Genomic DNA, 16633 nt, shown 5'->3' with positions numbered 1-16633 from the left:
CCTGTTTTATCTATATTTCATTCCATGCCTTTTCTAAGCTGTTAAAATCTAATTCATGTGATTCGCAAAAATCTTTGATTTTCTTCATAGCAATCATATTTGGCTTACTCTTCCCGGTTTCCCATCTATTTACTGATGAAAAGGAAACTCCAAGTTCTCGGCCAAATGCTTCTTGTGATAAAAAACATTTCTGACGAATTTTCTTTATTTCTTCTGAATAAGTCATGTTTATTTCTCCTTGTGCTGTATGTCAACGATATAGCGTTATTATAGCACAAACTTATGAATTTTTCTACCTCTTAGATCCTCCGGTCTATATGACTTGGAGGATTTTTTATTTTTATTCTTCAAGAACGTCCTTTTAGTTATCTTCCCGTGGCTATTAGTTAGAGGGAAATTTAAAAATTTTTCTTGAAGGGGTAAAAAAGCAAACATTTTTCTTTGCCTGTAACTTGTAAGGAAAAAAGATTTTAAGAATTGGTACTTAAACGTATCGGTTTTGTCCTTCCACTATTGAAGACGAAATAAAGGAGGGAATTCATATGGTAAAAGCTGAAAATATACCGCCATATCTAAAAGCAAATGCCAAATGGTGCAACTGGAGGTACGAGAATAGAGATTCTGGAATGACAAAAGTTCCATACAATCCAATGACTAACGCTCACGCTTCAGTGAAAATCCCAAGCTCTTTTACTGACTTTGATTCAGTAATTAATGCACTGAATGGTTACGATGGTATTGGAATTCGTGTGGACGGTAAGTTGATTGCTATTGACCTAGACCACTGTATTGAAGACGGAAAGCTCAGTTCTTGGGCTGAAGATATTACATCTCATTTCGGAAATACATACATAGAGATAAGTCCTAGCGGAGCAGGACTGCGTATCATCGTATTTGCATCTGACGCTTATGTCTATGACAAAGACACTTACCATGTCAAGAAAGGTGATATTGAGGTTTATGTTGCAGGTGCTACCAATCGATTTGTCACTATCACAGGTGATGTATATCTTAAAAATGAAATAGCAGAAAATACAGATGGTTTACAGTGGCTGCTTGATACATATATGAAAAGAAAAGTACCGACAATTAACGATTTGAATTTTGAAAACAGGCCATCCCTGTTATCTGATGAAAGTGTCATTGCTAAAGCAACGGTATCTAAGCAAAGTGAGAAATTTCAAAAGCTGTGGCACGGTGATATTTCCGATTATCCGTCACAGAGTGAAGCAGACTTAGGACTTGTATCTATACTCTCATTCTATTGCAACGGAAATAAAGAACAGATTGACAGAATGTTTCGTGAGTCTGCCTTGTTTCGTAGCAAATGGGACGAAAGACATGGAAGCAAAACTTATGGAGAAATGACGATAGATAAAGCATTGTCGGGTATGAAAAACTTCTATTCTCCGATAGTTCCTGCTCCTGCAAATGAAGATTTTGATGATGAAATGAATAGGCTTATTGCTTTAAATCCTGAAGATATTACAAAGTATCCTTGGACGGATATCGGTGCAGGAATGCTTTTTGCAGATTTTTATAGAAACTGTCTTCGCTATGTGCCTGAGCGAAAGTCGTGGTTTTATTACGAAAACGGCATATGGAAACAGGATGTCGGCGGACTGAAAGCCATGAAGTTATGTATGAATCTTGCAAATCTTCTACATATGTATGCTTTGAAAATTACAGACGAGCATAAACGAAAAAGCTATATGGACTATTCCAAACGATGGCAGTCACATGGGTGCAGAGTCAATATTCTAAAAGATGCACAGGTGTATCATCCCATTTCCGTATCAGAATTTGATACCGATCCATATATCTTCAACTGTAAAAACGGAACACTTCGTGTGGATACCTTTGAATGTCTGGAGCATAAAAGCAGTGATAAATTAACGAAATTTTCCAATGTCATATATGACCCAAATGCCAAAAGTCATAGATGGGATAAGTTTATCTCAGAGATCATGTCCGGAGATAAGGAAAAAGCAAAATTTCTGCAGAAACTATTTGGTTACGGACTTACAGGAGATACAAGACATGAGTGTATGACCATTCTCTATGGTGCAAGTACACGCAATGGCAAAGGAACACTCTGTGAAAGTGTATTAAAGGTACTTGGCTCTTATGGTTGTACGGCAAGGCCCGAAACACTTGCTCAAAAGAATAATGCAAACAGTTCTCAGCCAACCGAAGACATTGCCCGTCTTGCAGGAGTGCGATTTGTCAATATCTCGGAACCCGGTAAAGGACTTGTCCTTAATGCTGCACAGGTAAAAAGTATGACAGGTAATGACACAATAAATGCCCGTTTTCTTCATGAGAACAGTTTTGATTTTCAGCCATTGTTCAAACTTTACATCAATACCAATTATCTGCCTGCAGTCAATGATACGACCATTTTTACAAGTGGTCGAGTCATCATTGTTCCTTTTGAAAGGCATTTTGATGAGTCGGAACAGGACAAGTCTTTAAAGCAGGAATTTTCAAAGCCAGAAGTACAAAGTGCTATTTTGAATTGGCTACTTGAAGGTTATGCACTACTACAAAAAGAAGGACTTGTACTTCCACAGTCCGTAAAAGATGCAACGGCAAGATATCAGCATGACAGCGATAAGATGGTCCTCTTTATGGAAGACTGCATGGAACAAGGGGACTTTGAAGAAAGGACTTCTTCTGTATACAGACGCTATAAGGATTGGTGCGCCGAGAACGGTCACTATGCCGAAAGCATGAAGAACTTTAAACAAAGCCTTGAAACCGTGGCAACCGTAGTCAGGAAAAGACCGAAAGGTGGCGGAGAAAAAACCACAATGGTCACAGGGTACAGATTGCTTTCGGATTTTCTTGAATAAGTATTTGGGGCATTGTGGCAAGTATATACAGTTAATTTAAAATTCTACTCTCTATAGAGAAAATATATATTTATCTGCCCCATTGCCCCAACTGTGAAGACCTGCAAATAAAAGTCAAGCCCTAAAATGAAAAAACAGAAAAAATTTTCTGAATAAAAATTGGTACGACAAAAAGACTGCCTCAGCAGCCTAAAAAAATAAAAGTGGGTTGGCAACCTTGACAGAACATCATAAAAATGCCCTGTATGTCGTGCCGAAGGTGAGGAACTCATGAATAGACAAATCCAGTTACCGTCGAGTCAGCCATTTTAGCATTTTTATGATAACCTGTCAAGGTCAAGCGGCTGCGCCGTGCCTGGGTTGTCCCCGGTTCAGAATCTATGAATAGACAATCATGTAAGGGGTGTTTCTGTAGTATGTAGTACTTCTTTTACTTTCGCATAATAAATGCGCAGAAACTTGTTTGCAGCTGCGTTCATGTACGAGTAATAGTGCTTGCCTTCTGACTGTTTCCTGATCAGGAAATCATAAACAGGATTGTCCTGTGGCTTATTCTGCAGCAGTACCTTCATAATAATGAACAACGTGCGTCGGAGAGCTCCGGAACCTTTCTTTGTCATCGGATTTGATCTGGTAGTTTTCTGACCTGAATCGTTATTCTCGCTGTCATAGCCAAAATAAGCAGTAATTGCTTTTCTGCTGTGAAAACGTCTTGGATCTCCGATTTCAGCCATAAGCTGAGGACCTACAGCTTTTCCAACACCATACATATTCATTACAGTATCGTATTCGGGAAGCTGAGAAGCAACACGGTTCATTTCAGTCTGGATGGCATGACAGTTCTCTGTAGCAGAAACAAGCATTTTAGCAGCTTGTACAACAGAGAAAACTATTGCTTCATCAGAAGAAACGCTGCTGACACATTCCTTTGAAAAAGCGTATATTTTCTCACATGGTGATTCTGTGAAGTGATATGAGTTGTTGCTGCACCACTTCTTGTATTTCCTTGCAAAAGCCCTTATGGTAAGCTTGGAAATTATGTCACAGTGAGGGAATTCCAATACAAAGTCCACCCACTTTTCATGCCCATCTGATTCTCTGGAAGGTGATGTAAACAGTTTATTGACTCCCGGAAAAGTAAGGTCAAGTAACGAAATCAGATTATTATTCATCATGGTTTTCAACTTGATTGACTGCTGATATTGTCTGTTCAGCAGTTTTAAGGATTTTCTCAAATCTTCCTGAGGAGTATATTTCTTCGAGTCATGCCAGTAAGTTAACGCATATGAAGCGATTTTTACCGAATCCTTTTTATCTGTTTTTGGCTTTCTTAACGTGTTTCCACCGAAGTCACTTATCAACACAGGATTGACTACGGAAACAAATATATTTTGTTCGTGGAGGCAGCGGGCAATGGGTTCAAAATAGTTTCCAGTTGCCTCCATGACAACCTTTGTCTCACCAGGAAGTTTCTTGATTGAATCAGCTAACGCTCTTAAATCACTTCCGGTGTGAGCAACATCAAAAGGCGAAGCCACAACCTCACCATAAGGGCGAAGTACAGCAACTGTACTTTTACCTTTGGAAACATCAATACCTACTGCGTTCATAATAATCTACATCTCCTGATTTGATATTGTAATCGGGCAAACCATGCTTTACTCATTACCTATTCAATCTGTTTGGTGACACGAACGCACATTATTCTGTGGCTCAACCTGCATAAACCGAACGCTATAATGAAAGCATGGGTGACTGTCTTCGTTACGGGCGCTTTGTCCCAGGGAGGTGATCGTCAGTCCAATTACTGCTTTCAGTATAGCTTAAGTAACAAGTGCGTGTAAACCCTTACCGGCTTGTAAGGTCTTACCCGACTAATTATATTGTAACAGGAGGTGATGCGTATGTGCTAGATAACCTAAGAACATCAACGATTAAGGCAACAGCCTGGAAAGGAGCAGACACATGAGCAAATACAGATTTGATACATCTATCTTCGACCGATATGTACATGACATGAAACAAACAGCTCAATACCAGCCTGTGGTTATGCTTGCAAACCGTAAAGGAAAAGCTTTTCTTGTACAGTGCAGCACCAAGGCAGACCATGCTTGCTGGAGCATTGTCGGAGATTTATTCGATGCGACATTTCTATCCCGTAAGGACTTAGAAGATTTTATTATCAGCAACAACCTTCACGAGTGGACGGAAGAAGATGACAGGATATACAATAAAAAGCTTTCTAATTTCTGTCAGAACAAGTGTCGCATTGAACTTTAACCCCTAGGGGCGGTGCAAATCTCAACGCTTTCTTTTATCGTGGAACGGCGTGGGGTTTTGTGTACAAACAAGGCGAAATCAAAGGGGTAATTAAACCCAAATCAAACACATTAATTTTTTATGAGAAAATGGAGGAATTAACACATGAACATTGATAAGAAAGTTGCACATTATTTACGCAATACATGGATCGATTTTCAGACATTCTATATTCTGGATATCATCCCTCAAAACAAAGATGAGGCTGTTGTTATTCTTTGCCCACTATATCCAACTGAAGACAAAGTGTTCTTTGTCTGGTATCAGGGTAAACAGTATCCTTATCAGTCATTTGATCATATGATGGATGCACTTATAGAGTGCAGACATATCTCACCCGGAGAAGCTGATTCTCTTAAGAAAAAATATATTAACACCAATGCAAAGGAGATTTAAGATTATGAATTACGACACTTTTACAATTGAATCCGAATCCTACAGAAAAGCATTCTGGAACACGATGATGAAAGGAAAAGGTGTTCCGTATAGCACCATGGGAAAAGGAAACGCCGGAAGTGATATGTTCGTTATTCCATACGACAGTAATCGTATGTTTATGGATGCATTAAAGAAAGAATGTATCTTCAGAAATATCGGTACAAGCATTACCACTATTGACTCTGATTTGGATATTTGGCTTTCTGATAGTGATGAGCCAGCCGAATGGATAGTAAGCAATACCGACCGTTTTATCAAAGATGTAGCATCATCTTTCACTAAGAAAAAGGTGAAATGCCACAAACTTGCCATCATCGACAGAATGGATATGGATTTTATGCAGGATATGAAATTCGACATGGAAGACTTCCTTGTAAACCGCTTTGCTAAAAGATTTGGTAAAGCTGAGGAAGATGCATTTGTAAATGGTACTGGTGTAGATATGCCTACAGGAATTCTACACGATGCCGATGGTGCTGAGGCCGGAGTAACGGCAGAAGCACTTACCTATGATGATGTCATTGCACTTTACTTCTCGGCAAAACCAGAATATCGCACTAAGAGTGTATGGCTAATGAATGATGAAACTGCACAGAAGTTACGCACTCTTAAGGATAAGGACGGTAACTATATTTGGAATCACAGCAATGACACTATCATGAGCAGACCTGTGTACATCTGCAATGCAATGCCAAGCACAGATAAGATTATCGCATTTGGTGATTTCAGCTATTACTGGATCATCAACCGTATGCCAATCAGCGTACGTGCTTTAACAGAGTTATTTACCATGCACCATCAAGTGGGATATCTTGCACATGAGTATCTTGATGCAAAACTAATACGTTCTGAAGCTGTCAAGGTGCTTCAGCTTAAATAAGAACAAACGAAACGAGGTGGATTCAGTGGAAAGTAAATCCGGTGTAACTGAACTTCAGATCGGGAATACCTTATTCATCGTTGAGTACGAAACAAGTGATACGGCTACAGAAACAGCCTATGATAAGGTAAAAAGGCTTATTACAAGCCATGCAACCGACCATGAAAAGTTATCAGAAATAACACAATTATCAGCGTAATATAACTCGACTAATGCCGAATAGTACGGTAATATGACAATACCCTATATAGGGTGTTCCGCTTGAAGGCTGTCGGAAAGGAATAGAAAGTGAATAATTTAAACAGACAGCCTTATGATGCAGCCCCTGAAAAGAAAACTGCACTTTATTGCAGATTATCTCGTGATGATGAACTTCAGGGTGACAGCAACAGTATAAAGAATCAAAAAGCAATATTAAAAAAATACGCTGATGATAACGGATTTACTAAAACTGAATTTTTTGTTGATGACGGTGTGAGTGGTACAACCTTTGACAGACCGAGTTTTCAAAGAATGATAGCAGAAATGGACGCAGGTCATATCGCAACGATTATTGTAAAAGATATGAGCAGACTCGGTAGAGATTATCTCAAGGTAGGTTATTACACGGAGATTGCTTTTCCGGAAGCTGAAGTCAGATTTATTGCCATCAACAATGGAGTTGACAGTGCCAATCAGCAAGAAAGTGATTTTACACCATTTCTTAATATTATTAATGAATGGTACGCCAAGGACACGAGCAAGAAAATCAAAGCCGTGTTTAAGGCTAAGGGTGAATCGGGAAAGCCATTGTGTACAAATCCACCTTATGGATATATGAAAGGCCCTAAGGATAAGAATCATTGGATCTTGGATGAACCTGCCGCAGAGATCGTAAAAAGAATATTTCAACTATGTATTGAGGGATATGGTCCAAGTCAGATTGCAAAGAAACTTGAGAATGACAAGGTACTTACACCTTCATCCTATTTCAAAGAAATCGGCTTGTATCCGACAGCACCTACCACCGAAGAGCCTTATGCATGGGTGCCTAGGACGGTAGCAGATATTCTCGACAGGCAGGAATACCTTGGTCATACGATCAATTTCAAGACAAGGAAAAAATCCTATAAGTTAAAGAAAACAATCAAGAACGATCCATCAGAGTGGCAAATTTTCAAAAATACACATGAAGCTATTATTGATGAAGATACATTTCAGACGGTAAAGCGAATTCGTGACGGAAGACGCAGACCTACACCGCTCGGAGAAATGCCAGTATTGTCCGGCATGGTATTCTGTGCAGACTGTGGTTCAAAGTTATATCAAGTCAGAGGCAAAGACTGGAGTCATGACAAAGAATATATGGTCTGTGCCAACTATCGCAAACGAAGTAAAGACATCTGCACCTCTCATCAAATACGCAATGTGGATATTGAAAATGTCCTGCTTTACATGATTCAGCAGGTGACAGCGTTTGCTAGAGAGCATGAAGATGAGTTTGTTGAGATGGTTACAAAATCCAACGCCAAAGCAGTCGAACGTGAAATTCGTGAAAGCAAGAAAGAATACGAACAATCACAGACAAGGATCAGCAAGCTCGATACCATCATTCAAAAGTTGTACGAAGACAATGTTGAAGGTAAAATCAGTGATGAGCGTTTTGCGAAAATGTTAGCAACTTATGAAACCGAGCAGAATCTACTAACGCATCGTCTTGCAGAACTTCGACATATCATTGATGCAGCCAAACAGAAATCCTCTAACGCAGACAGTTTCCTTCGATTGGTTAAGACTTACACAGATATCAAGGAACTTAATGCTGAGATCATCAGAACTTTTATTGAAAAGATATATGTTTACGGAAATGAGAAGCCATGGGACAGAAACACTAAAAAGCTAAAGATAATTTTCAACTTCATTGGTGAAGTACATATTCCAAGCAATGTAAAAAAGGCATAGCCGATTATTACGACTATGCCGATATTTTACAGGATTACAAATCCCTTATTGAGTTGCCCTTTTTCGTGCGAGTCTTTTTTTGCTTAATAACACCAATGCAAACGGCGAACCTTATGAATATCAGATCATTTATCCTTTGTTCTTTTTGACACGCTTACGGCAACGGCACCAAGCAGCAACATTGTCAATGCTGCACCTGCTCCTAAGCCTGTGTTAGGTGACTTATCACCGTCTTTGTTTACATTTTGAACTGCTGTCTGTGAACTGTTTTGTAAGCTATCATCTTTTTTACCAGTGCTGTCTGGTGATATATCTGATGAACTTTCAGGTGCTTTTGTACCAAGGACATAGAAAGGTGCATCGTCTGTGACAAATGATATTTCTGCATCAGACTCTTCACATTTAAGACTACTTACTGTACCATCAGCTTTAACGGAATTCACCTGATCTTTGTCTATGTTTATCGTTACCTTTATTCCATTTGCCGGCAGAATAGAATCTCCGTCAATGTAATAAATATGAAATGCTACGGTGTTTTCAGACTTTTTTCCCATGACGCTGTTTAACCAGTCAAGAGCTTCCTTCTCTGTGACCTGATCCACCACAAGATTTTTATCTTTATCGGCATTCTCGATCTTCACGCTTGTGCCATCTGGAAAATCAATAACAGCATTTCCATCGTCGTCAACAGGCACACTGTTCCATGGAACATCTTCTGTATAGACCGCATAAACATTTCCACTTGCAGTTGTATTATCATCATCAAGCTTTGCCTCGGCCGCATAAGCACCAGAAGGTATGCTTAATGCAAGCACAAGAGCAAGAAATGAAGTCATTTTTTTCATTGGTCTATTTGACCCCCTATCTGTGTATTCAAGGAAGCCGCACCTGCACTATAATAAGTGTGCGGCTCGTAACCCATGATCTTAAGCTTTATCTTTGTACCGACCTTCGGCGTCTTTGAGAGCGTAACATATTTCACATACTCGTTTGGCTTGATAAGACCCGTTTCTCCGAGCATATTTCCCTGTTCGTCAAACACTCTGAGCTTTATCCAGGCATTGTTGCCCTCGATATTTGTAAGATATACTATTGCCTTATCGCCTTCCATAGTGACGTTTCCGCACACCGCAAAATCATAGCTCATATCATCTCTGTTCGGAGAGCTATAGCCTAAATTTTCCGAAACCTCAGGCTTGCCATGCTGTGCTGTGCTTTCAAAAGGCGGTGGAGTAAATTCTGCACTTTTTTTATCATTTGGACGGCACAATGCAAATATCATCACGCCAATGGTAACTGCAAAACAGACCATAAGCACTGATACGATCAGCTTCCCGTCATTTTTTTGCTTATCCATCATAAGCCCCCTGATATGAATACTTTTTTAATTACGCTATCGGTACAATCCCAATATCATTGTTTCTTACTACCCTCCATGCTCCATTTGATCCTGTTACATAATAAAGAGTTGTATCAACATGAGTAAAAGCAGCCATTGCGTCAGTTACTTACTGAATGTCTTCAGAGATCGTTACTGTGATAGTGCCAAGATCTGTATTGTTTGTTTCTATTCCTGCTCCACTTACACTGAAATGTGTTGAATCTTTAGGTGCGGCGTCAACAGCAGTGCCTTCGGCTGTTTCCAATAAAATAACATCTTCATCAAACATGCCGTTAAGTCCTTCGACCTTTGATGCAAAATTCAACTGTGCTTTAATAGCTGAATTTGAATGGTTTGTTACAGTTATCTCCTTAGGCTCATCCCACCAGCATGCAGACTCTGTGGTATAGCTATGTGTTTCAGGATCCCATACCTTATGTCCGCCAAAGTAGGTAAAATTCATTTCCTCCCACTCAACGTCCACAGACATTGTCGTTGACTTGGAATCAATATAGCTTCCTGTAACCTTGATATTTGTTGGTTCACTGCCGTCATTTTTTTCTGAATTTACCGCATATGCTGTAACCACGCTAGTGCTTGCAAGCACTAATGCGGCAATGATCGCAAATTTGTTTTTCATGATAAATTCCTCCGTTATTTATTTTTCAACAGTGACAGTTATTTTCGCAACCGTATCGACCATTGCTTTTTCACCTGATTGCGGATCATAACTTAAAACTCTGAAATTTGCGTCTGTATAAGTGCCTTCACTAAGTTTGTCCTCCTCGCCCTCAAGCAAAGGAAGCGTTTTAAGCTGATTACCTGGTTTTATAGTACCTGAGCGTGCGATGATCTCACCATTTACCTCGATACAAAGCACGATATCCTGAGTTGAACTGCTTGGATGCTTATAACTAAAATAAGCTGTTTTATCAGAAAGCTTGATATTCACTGTATTTTCGTATTCAAGAGAAATTCCTCCGCCACCCTCAGGCACATCAAGACTTCTGCTGTTATCCTCCAAAGGTTCAGCATTCTGCTCTGTCTGCTGAGGTGCATAATCAGGTACTAGAGATTTTGTTTCTGGCTTTCTGAAAAACACAGCCCAAATCGTAATGCCTATGCAAAACATCATGCCAAGAATAAGTGCAGCTATTATGATCCTTTGTGTTTTTGCTTTGTTCTCATTATTCTCCATCATTTTCCTCCTGCTTGTGCATTAGCCAGACATTCCTGCTAAATAGCATTAATGTTCACAATAATTGTACATTCTTATTAACAAAAAGTCAACAATATTTGCACAAGTGGTAAAAATAATGCACAAGCGGTAGTTTTTTTGATACATATGGCATTCATTTTTTGACAGTCCAACATCCCCGTGACCGTTAAAGCACAACAAAAACGATAGCTCTCATAATAACACCGTTACTTTTTTATTAATAGATAATACTTGAAATCTTCGGGATAATATAGTATAATAGCTTTATATGTTGTTATCCTGATAGGAAAACTCAGGCAGAAGGAATGGTGATAGTATGAAAAAAGGAGTTATCTCTGTGAACTCAAATGCAGAGAAAACTATTATTGCAATGACGATATCCGTTGTTCTTGCCATTATTTTTGACGGCAAAAAGAAAAAGCCTGCAAAGCGCAAAAGCTTTGCTCAGCGTGTTTCAAAGCACTATAAAACTATCGACAATATAATGCTTATGACAGTTGCAAAGGACGTCAAGAAAAAAGAGCAGGAACGTGCGGCTCTTAAAAAGAAAAATTCATACAAGACCAAGCTCCGTGACCTTGAGATACAAGACGCTGAGTTTATTGAACTGTAGGTGATATCATGACGGAATATTTCAAGCGTTACCGCAGTTTTGTTGCAAGCTGTCTTGATGATAAAGACTGCGACTTTGCAAAGCTCCTTGATTATCACAAAGAACATATCGCTTTTTTTCAGCACGAACGGCTGATACATCTTATCGTGACGGTGCTTTTTGCACTTTGTACTGTCATGACGTTCATTGCCATTGCAGTTTGGCAGGTCATGATACTCATACCCCTTGCCATTGCGTTTCTCGTACTGCTTGTGCCTTATATAAAGCACTACTATTTTCTTGAAAATCAGACTCAGCTTCTTTATAAGGACTATGACAAAATATACAGACGAGTACATAATTTTGGACTCGACAACGAGAAAGGCGTGAAATAATGGAGTACACAAAATACACCAAGGAACAGTGGAAAGGCAGCGTCATAACCTCTCCCCTGCCACCTACTCTCGTTACCTGCGGCAGTATGGATAAACCCAATGTGTTCACAGTTGCGTGGACAGGCATTCTCTGCACTCAGCCGCCTGTTACCTACATCTCCGTCAGACCTGAGAGATATTCCCACGAGCTTATCTCTCAAAGCGGTGAGTTTGTCATAAATCTGCCGACCAGAGAGCTTGTGAAAGCTGTGGATTGGTGCGGTGTGAAAACCGGCAGAAAAGTGGATAAGTTCAAGGAAATGCACCTTACCGCAGAGCCGTCCGCAAAGGTATCGGCACCTTTGCTGGCCCAGTCCCCTGTGAATATCGAGTGCAAAGTAAGAGAGGTCGTGAGCCTTGGTACACATGATATGTTCATTGCTGACATTGTAGGGCTTGACGTTGCAAAAGAATTGCTTGACGAAAAAGGAAAGCTTTGCCTTGACAAAGCGGGGCTTCTTGCCTACGCTCACGGAGAGTATTACGGTCTTGGCAAAAAGCTTGGCACGTTCCGCTACTCAGTAAGGAAAAAGAAAAACAACAAAAATATCAGAAAAGGAAAATAGAGTTATGAAAAAAATTCTCACAGCCGCAGTTGCGCTGGCTGTATGCTACAGGCTCAGACCTATCAAAGCGTACGCATGGAGCGGCACTACTCACGAGGACATTGTGAAAAAATCACTTGCACTTCTGGAAAAGGAGAAAAAGCAGAAGCAGGTGACATTCTATAAAGACTATCACAGCGAGATACTCAAGGGCTGCACACAGCCTGACGAGGAGAACGATATGGACAAAGGTCATGGCAAGCATTATTACTCCTGCGTTAATCCAAAGGGCAAGGAGCTTCCTGAAACTAACGGCTATTACCGCAACCGCTTTGGTGACCTTGCAGTGAGCGCAAGAACTTGCCTCGAAGAAAACTACACCGCCGCAGTATCTCTTTACAAAAGCGGTGACATAAAAAACGCCATGCGTGTTCTCGGCAGAGCCGCACATTTTATTTCAGACATGGGATGCACTGTTCACGTTGCAAACATGAAATATCAGGACAAGGCAAATAACGTGCATTACGCTTTTGAGAAGCACGTTTCCACCACCTGCACAAGACACACAGCCGACAGCTTCGACAAGCGTCTGCTGAAATACTACGGCAAGGATAACTTTGGCGAGGCTTCAAACAAGCTTGTAAAATACGCAGGCAAGTTCGTTGACACCATTTCTCACCTTGACCCAAGAGCTTTCGATGACGTTGCAAAGAACACTCTGCCTGTTACACAGCAGAATGTCACAGCGCTTCTTCTGAAATTCTATGACGATTGCACCTCTGACGCAGGGAATTACATACTTGACGGCAAGGCTTACACATTCAAAAACGAGATATCAGGTCTTGTACTCACTGTTACTCCTAAGGGATTACAGCTTGAAAAGCCTGACAAGGAGCTTGAACAGAAGCTGACGGTCTGTCTTACAGAGGACGGCACATTTGGTTTAAAGATAGGCGACGGCGGATATGTAAACGCTTCATGCAAGGGCTATGACTATCTGAAAATAGACGGCAAGCCTGTTCAGTTCAGGGTCACTGCGCTGGGAAAAAGACGTTTCAGAATATCCACTGAGTCCACAGACTATGTAAAGGTGCTTGCAAACTCAAAGGGCGGAAAGCTCTCGTTTGCTGACCTTGAGCCTGAAAACTCAGCTCAGATTTGGATACTTAACTAAAGATCACAACACAAAAAAGGCAGACTTATCGTCTGCCTTTTTTTTACTGCAAATTATGTTTGCGTGTTATTATAAAGTTAGTCAACAAGAAATATGCCAAAATATATGCGAACTGATACATTGTCATAAACACAAGTCTTAGGTTGAATGCCACTTCTGTATCGGGCAAGCGTGACGTTGGCATAAAGAGCATATTCCACAGAGAAAGGTCGCCTGCCAGATTGCTTATCATCGAGGATAACATATTGCAAGCGAAGATTATGGCAAAGCCTACTAGAACTTTATGCTTGAAACAGTTTGAAAGAGAGATAACAAAATATAAGAATATCTGCAAGCCTGCAAACAGCGTCAGAGTATACAGGCATATTAGAAACGAAGTGAGCGGTTCTTCAGCAAAGCCGTTGCCCAAAGCGTTTATAAAATCTCCCACAGAGTCAAGATACTCTGTTGGGTCGATAAGCAACAGCGAAAGCACAAAAACGATCATGCTTGCCGCCGACCATATAACAGAAGAGATGAACTTTGTGAAAATGTGATAATATGGCTTGACAGGTATTGTCAGCATAAGATAGCCCTCGTCAGTGAAAAGGGTCTTGTGAAAGTTCGTCAGCGATATGGTAAAGCCCACAGTGAACAACGCCCCCACCGCAATACCATAGGCAATGCACACAACAATGAATATCACCAGAAAATTAGGGCTTTTAACGCTCTCACCATAACGGAGCATCAGAGAAAATATCAGTGCAACTATCATATATCCCACCACAAGTGGGAAAAACTTTCTTGCCGAGCGTTTAAGCTCATATTTCAAAAGCTTGCCTAACATCTGTACACCTCCCTGAAAAGCTGATCCACAGACTTGCCGGTTTCGTTATGGATAGCGTCAACAGATTTATGCAGCCTTAGCATACCGTTTTGTATCATTACTACGTCATCAAGGACAGGTTCGATATCTGCAATAAGGTGGGTGGAAATTACCACAGCCGCCCGCTCGTTGTAATTTGAGATTATGGTGTTGAGGATATAATCTCTTGCCGCAGGATCAACGCCTGCAATTGGCTCATCAAGAAGATAAACGTCAGCCTCACGGCTCATAACAAGACAAAGCTGCACCTTTTCTTTTGTACCCTTTGACATTGTCTTGAACTTTGCCGCAGGGTTTATCCCCAGCCTGTTCATCATATCCTGAGCCTTTGCTACATTGAAATTGCTGTAAAAATCCTGAAAAAACCTGAGCATCTCATTTACTTTCATATCGTCAGGTATGAAATTTCTGTCAGGCAGATAGGAAACCACTTTTTTAGTTTCCACGCCAATAGGCATTCCGCATATAAGTATATCCCCTGCCGTAGGTTTTATAAGTCCACAGCAAAGCTTGATAAATGTTGTTTTTCCGCTTCCGTTCGGCCCTAGCAGACCGATAATTTTACCCCTCTCCAGCGCAAGGTCAAGATTGCTCAGCGCTGTAAAGCTTCCATACTGCTTTGTAAGCCCATAAGTCTGCAAAACAGTTTCCATGCTGTCCCCTCCTTTGTAGCAAAAAGCAGCAAGACTTTAACACGCCTTGCTGCCGCATTATTATCTTTCTTCACAAATAAGCTTGATCGCAGTTCTTTCCTCACCGTCGATCAAAACGCTTGCAAATGCTGGGATACAAATAAGATCAATGCCCAATGGTGCAAGATAGCCCCTTGCGATCGCTATAGCCTTGATCGCCTGATTGGCTGCGCCTGCGCCCACTGCCTGTACCTCAACTGCACCGCTGTCACGGATAACGCCCGAAACTGCTCCTGCCACCGAATTAGGGACAGACCTTGAAGAAACCTTTAGAATTTCCACTTGAATACCTCCATAAGTAAATTCAAAGAATTTACCCCACTTATTATACACACTATATTATACTACATACATAATAAAATTTCAAGCTTTATTAATACTTTTCGTTATTATCGCTTAATAACACGCTGTATATTTGTTGCTTTTCCCGATTTTTCATCAAATTTTACCACAACTCCGTTTATAAAGCAATCGTTTGTGCTTTCTGAAAACCTCACAGGGGTGCGATATTTGAACTTATTTATGACTATATCACTGTCCACCCCAAGTACGGAAAGCTCAGGGCCTGTCATTCCAACATCGGTGATATAGGCGGTATGTCCGCCTAAGATCACTTCATCAGCCGTCTGAACATGGGTATGAGTGCCAAGCACAGCAGTGCATCGTTTTTGCAGATAAAAGCCCATAGCCTTTTTCTCAGAAGTTGCCTCCGCATGAAAATCAACGATTATATTAGGCGTATCAATGCTTTCAAGAAGCTTGTCAACATAGTTGAAAGGATTTTCCACAGCTTCCATATACATCGTTCCCATAAGATTTACCACGGCTATCTTATAAGGACACATATCGATATAAGTCACACCATGACCCATAACGCCCTCAGGATAATTGGCAGGTCTTAAAAGTTGCTCGTTTGTGTCATAAAGCTCCTCAGCCTCACGTCGTCTGAAAGAATGATTTCCTGTCGTTACAACGTCAGCCCCCATGTTAAGAAGCTGTCTGTAAGACTGCGGTGTGATACCATTGCCCTGAGCAGAATTTTCACCGTTCACCACGGTCACATCTATATCATATTCACGCTTCAGCTTATACATTCTGCTTTCAAGAAAATCGCAGCCGCTTTGTCCCACAACATCTCCGATAAAAAGTAAGTTCATTTGCTATCTCCGTTCTATACTGCATTTTACAGTTACTCTTATTATACACTATCCTTACTGCAAAATCAAGCAGACATCACAAAAAAAGGCGTTGTAAAAAAAACAGCGCTCAAAGAGCCGAGATTTCCTGCTTTTGGGAAA

Annotated in this window: 20 protein-coding genes; 10 read left to right on the top strand and 10 right to left on the bottom strand. The window is 40.6% G+C overall.

Translation table 11 applies throughout. The features are described 5' to 3' along the window. Positions 1-10 precede the first annotated feature (10 nt). Positions 11-226, bottom strand: a complete 216-nt coding sequence (locus DW938_RS05905) for a helix-turn-helix transcriptional regulator (RefSeq protein WP_118124184.1) — start codon at positions 224-226, stop codon at positions 11-13. A gap of 316 nt (positions 227-542) precedes the next feature. Between DW938_RS05905 and DW938_RS05900 the strand changes: the two genes are divergently transcribed. Beyond that, positions 543-2855, top strand: a complete 2313-nt coding sequence (locus tag DW938_RS05900; RefSeq protein ID WP_118124183.1) for a phage/plasmid primase, P4 family — start codon at positions 543-545, stop codon at positions 2853-2855. 392 nt (positions 2856-3247) lie between these two features. Here DW938_RS05900 and DW938_RS05895 read toward each other — a convergent pair whose 3' ends face one another. Beyond that, positions 3248-4465 (bottom strand): IS110 family transposase, encoded by a 1218-nt coding sequence (locus DW938_RS05895; RefSeq protein WP_118124182.1) that lies wholly within the window; start codon positions 4463-4465, stop codon positions 3248-3250. A 355-nt stretch (positions 4466-4820) separates the two neighbouring features. On the opposite strand from DW938_RS05895, the gene DW938_RS05890 reads away from it, so the two are divergent. The 5 genes from DW938_RS05890 (at position 4821) to DW938_RS05870 (ending at position 8433) form a co-directional block, all read left to right on the top strand. Next, positions 4821-5135 (top strand): hypothetical protein, encoded by a 315-nt coding sequence (locus DW938_RS05890; RefSeq protein ID WP_118124181.1) that lies wholly within the window; start codon positions 4821-4823, stop codon positions 5133-5135. Positions 5136-5279: 144 nt separating this feature from the next. Beyond that, on the top strand, positions 5280-5570 hold the full coding sequence (locus DW938_RS05885) for a hypothetical protein (RefSeq protein ID WP_118124180.1): 291 nt from the start codon (positions 5280-5282) through the stop codon (positions 5568-5570). A 4-nt stretch (positions 5571-5574) separates the two neighbouring features. Further along, positions 5575-6492, top strand: coding sequence for a phage major capsid protein (locus DW938_RS05880; protein ID WP_181984380.1), 918 nt, complete (start codon positions 5575-5577; stop codon positions 6490-6492). A gap of 25 nt (positions 6493-6517) precedes the next feature. Continuing rightward, a complete protein-coding gene (locus DW938_RS05875) occupies positions 6518-6691 on the top strand; it encodes a transposon-encoded TnpW family protein (RefSeq protein ID WP_181983466.1) in 174 nt (57 codons plus the stop codon). A gap of 89 nt (positions 6692-6780) precedes the next feature. Further along, positions 6781-8433 carry a recombinase family protein gene (locus DW938_RS05870; RefSeq protein WP_118124177.1) on the top strand — a complete coding sequence of 551 codons (1653 nt, stop codon included), beginning with the start codon at positions 6781-6783 and terminating at the stop codon, positions 8431-8433. Positions 8434-8558: 125 nt separating this feature from the next. Here DW938_RS05870 and DW938_RS05865 read toward each other — a convergent pair whose 3' ends face one another. The 4 genes from DW938_RS05865 to DW938_RS05850 form a co-directional block, all read right to left on the bottom strand. After that, positions 8559-9278, bottom strand: a complete 720-nt coding sequence (locus DW938_RS05865) for an NPXTG-anchored protein (protein ID WP_118124176.1) — start codon at positions 9276-9278, stop codon at positions 8559-8561. Further along, positions 9275-9790 (bottom strand): hypothetical protein, encoded by a 516-nt coding sequence (locus DW938_RS05860; protein ID WP_118124175.1) that lies wholly within the window; start codon positions 9788-9790, stop codon positions 9275-9277. The genes DW938_RS05865 and DW938_RS05860 overlap by 4 nt, the downstream gene beginning before the upstream one ends. Before the next feature lie 151 nt (positions 9791-9941). Continuing rightward, positions 9942-10454 carry a hypothetical protein gene (locus DW938_RS05855; protein WP_118124174.1) on the bottom strand — a complete coding sequence of 171 codons (513 nt, stop codon included), beginning with the start codon at positions 10452-10454 and terminating at the stop codon, positions 9942-9944. 18 nt (positions 10455-10472) lie between these two features. Next, the gene (locus DW938_RS05850) at positions 10473-11012 is read right to left on the bottom strand and encodes a hypothetical protein (RefSeq protein WP_118124173.1); all 540 of its coding nucleotides are present in this window, start codon (positions 11010-11012) and stop codon (positions 10473-10475) included. A 337-nt stretch (positions 11013-11349) separates the two neighbouring features. On the opposite strand from DW938_RS05850, the gene DW938_RS05845 reads away from it, so the two are divergent. From DW938_RS05845 to DW938_RS05830, 4 genes are read left to right on the top strand one after another with little or no spacing between them, the layout of a single operon-like run. Further along, the gene (locus DW938_RS05845) at positions 11350-11646 is read left to right on the top strand and encodes a hypothetical protein (protein WP_022287830.1); all 297 of its coding nucleotides are present in this window, start codon (positions 11350-11352) and stop codon (positions 11644-11646) included. Between the two features lie 8 nt (positions 11647-11654). Continuing rightward, entirely contained in the window at positions 11655-12020 is a 366-nt protein-coding gene (locus DW938_RS05840; protein WP_117877579.1) for a hypothetical protein, read from the top strand. Beyond that, the gene (locus DW938_RS05835; RefSeq protein ID WP_118124172.1) at positions 12020-12625 is read left to right on the top strand and encodes a flavin reductase family protein; all 606 of its coding nucleotides are present in this window, start codon (positions 12020-12022) and stop codon (positions 12623-12625) included. The genes DW938_RS05840 and DW938_RS05835 overlap by 1 nt, the downstream gene beginning before the upstream one ends. Positions 12626-12629: 4 nt before the next feature. After that, positions 12630-13778 (top strand): zinc dependent phospholipase C family protein, encoded by a 1149-nt coding sequence (locus tag DW938_RS05830; protein ID WP_117865864.1) that lies wholly within the window; start codon positions 12630-12632, stop codon positions 13776-13778. A 43-nt stretch (positions 13779-13821) separates the two neighbouring features. Here DW938_RS05830 and DW938_RS05825 read toward each other — a convergent pair whose 3' ends face one another. From DW938_RS05825 to DW938_RS05810, 4 genes are all read right to left on the bottom strand, one after another. Further along, entirely contained in the window at positions 13822-14604 is a 783-nt protein-coding gene (locus tag DW938_RS05825) for a hypothetical protein (RefSeq protein ID WP_118054488.1), read from the bottom strand. Next, on the bottom strand, positions 14598-15296 hold the full coding sequence (locus DW938_RS05820; protein ID WP_117858943.1) for an ABC transporter ATP-binding protein: 699 nt from the start codon (positions 15294-15296) through the stop codon (positions 14598-14600). The genes DW938_RS05825 and DW938_RS05820 overlap by 7 nt, the downstream gene beginning before the upstream one ends. 60 nt (positions 15297-15356) lie before the next feature. Continuing rightward, entirely contained in the window at positions 15357-15617 is a 261-nt protein-coding gene (locus DW938_RS05815) for a stage V sporulation protein S (protein WP_022287824.1), read from the bottom strand. A gap of 107 nt (positions 15618-15724) precedes the next feature. Next, positions 15725-16492, bottom strand: a complete 768-nt coding sequence (locus DW938_RS05810) for a TIGR00282 family metallophosphoesterase (protein ID WP_118124171.1) — start codon at positions 16490-16492, stop codon at positions 15725-15727. Between the last annotated feature and the right edge of the window lie 141 nt (positions 16493-16633).

The organism is Ruminococcus sp. AM43-6 (assembly GCF_003461785.1).
Classification (GTDB): domain Bacteria; phylum Bacillota; class Clostridia; order Oscillospirales; family Ruminococcaceae; genus Hominimerdicola; species Hominimerdicola aceti.
Note: the sequence above shows the minus strand (reverse complement) of the source record. Positions and strands in the feature narration are given on the sequence as shown.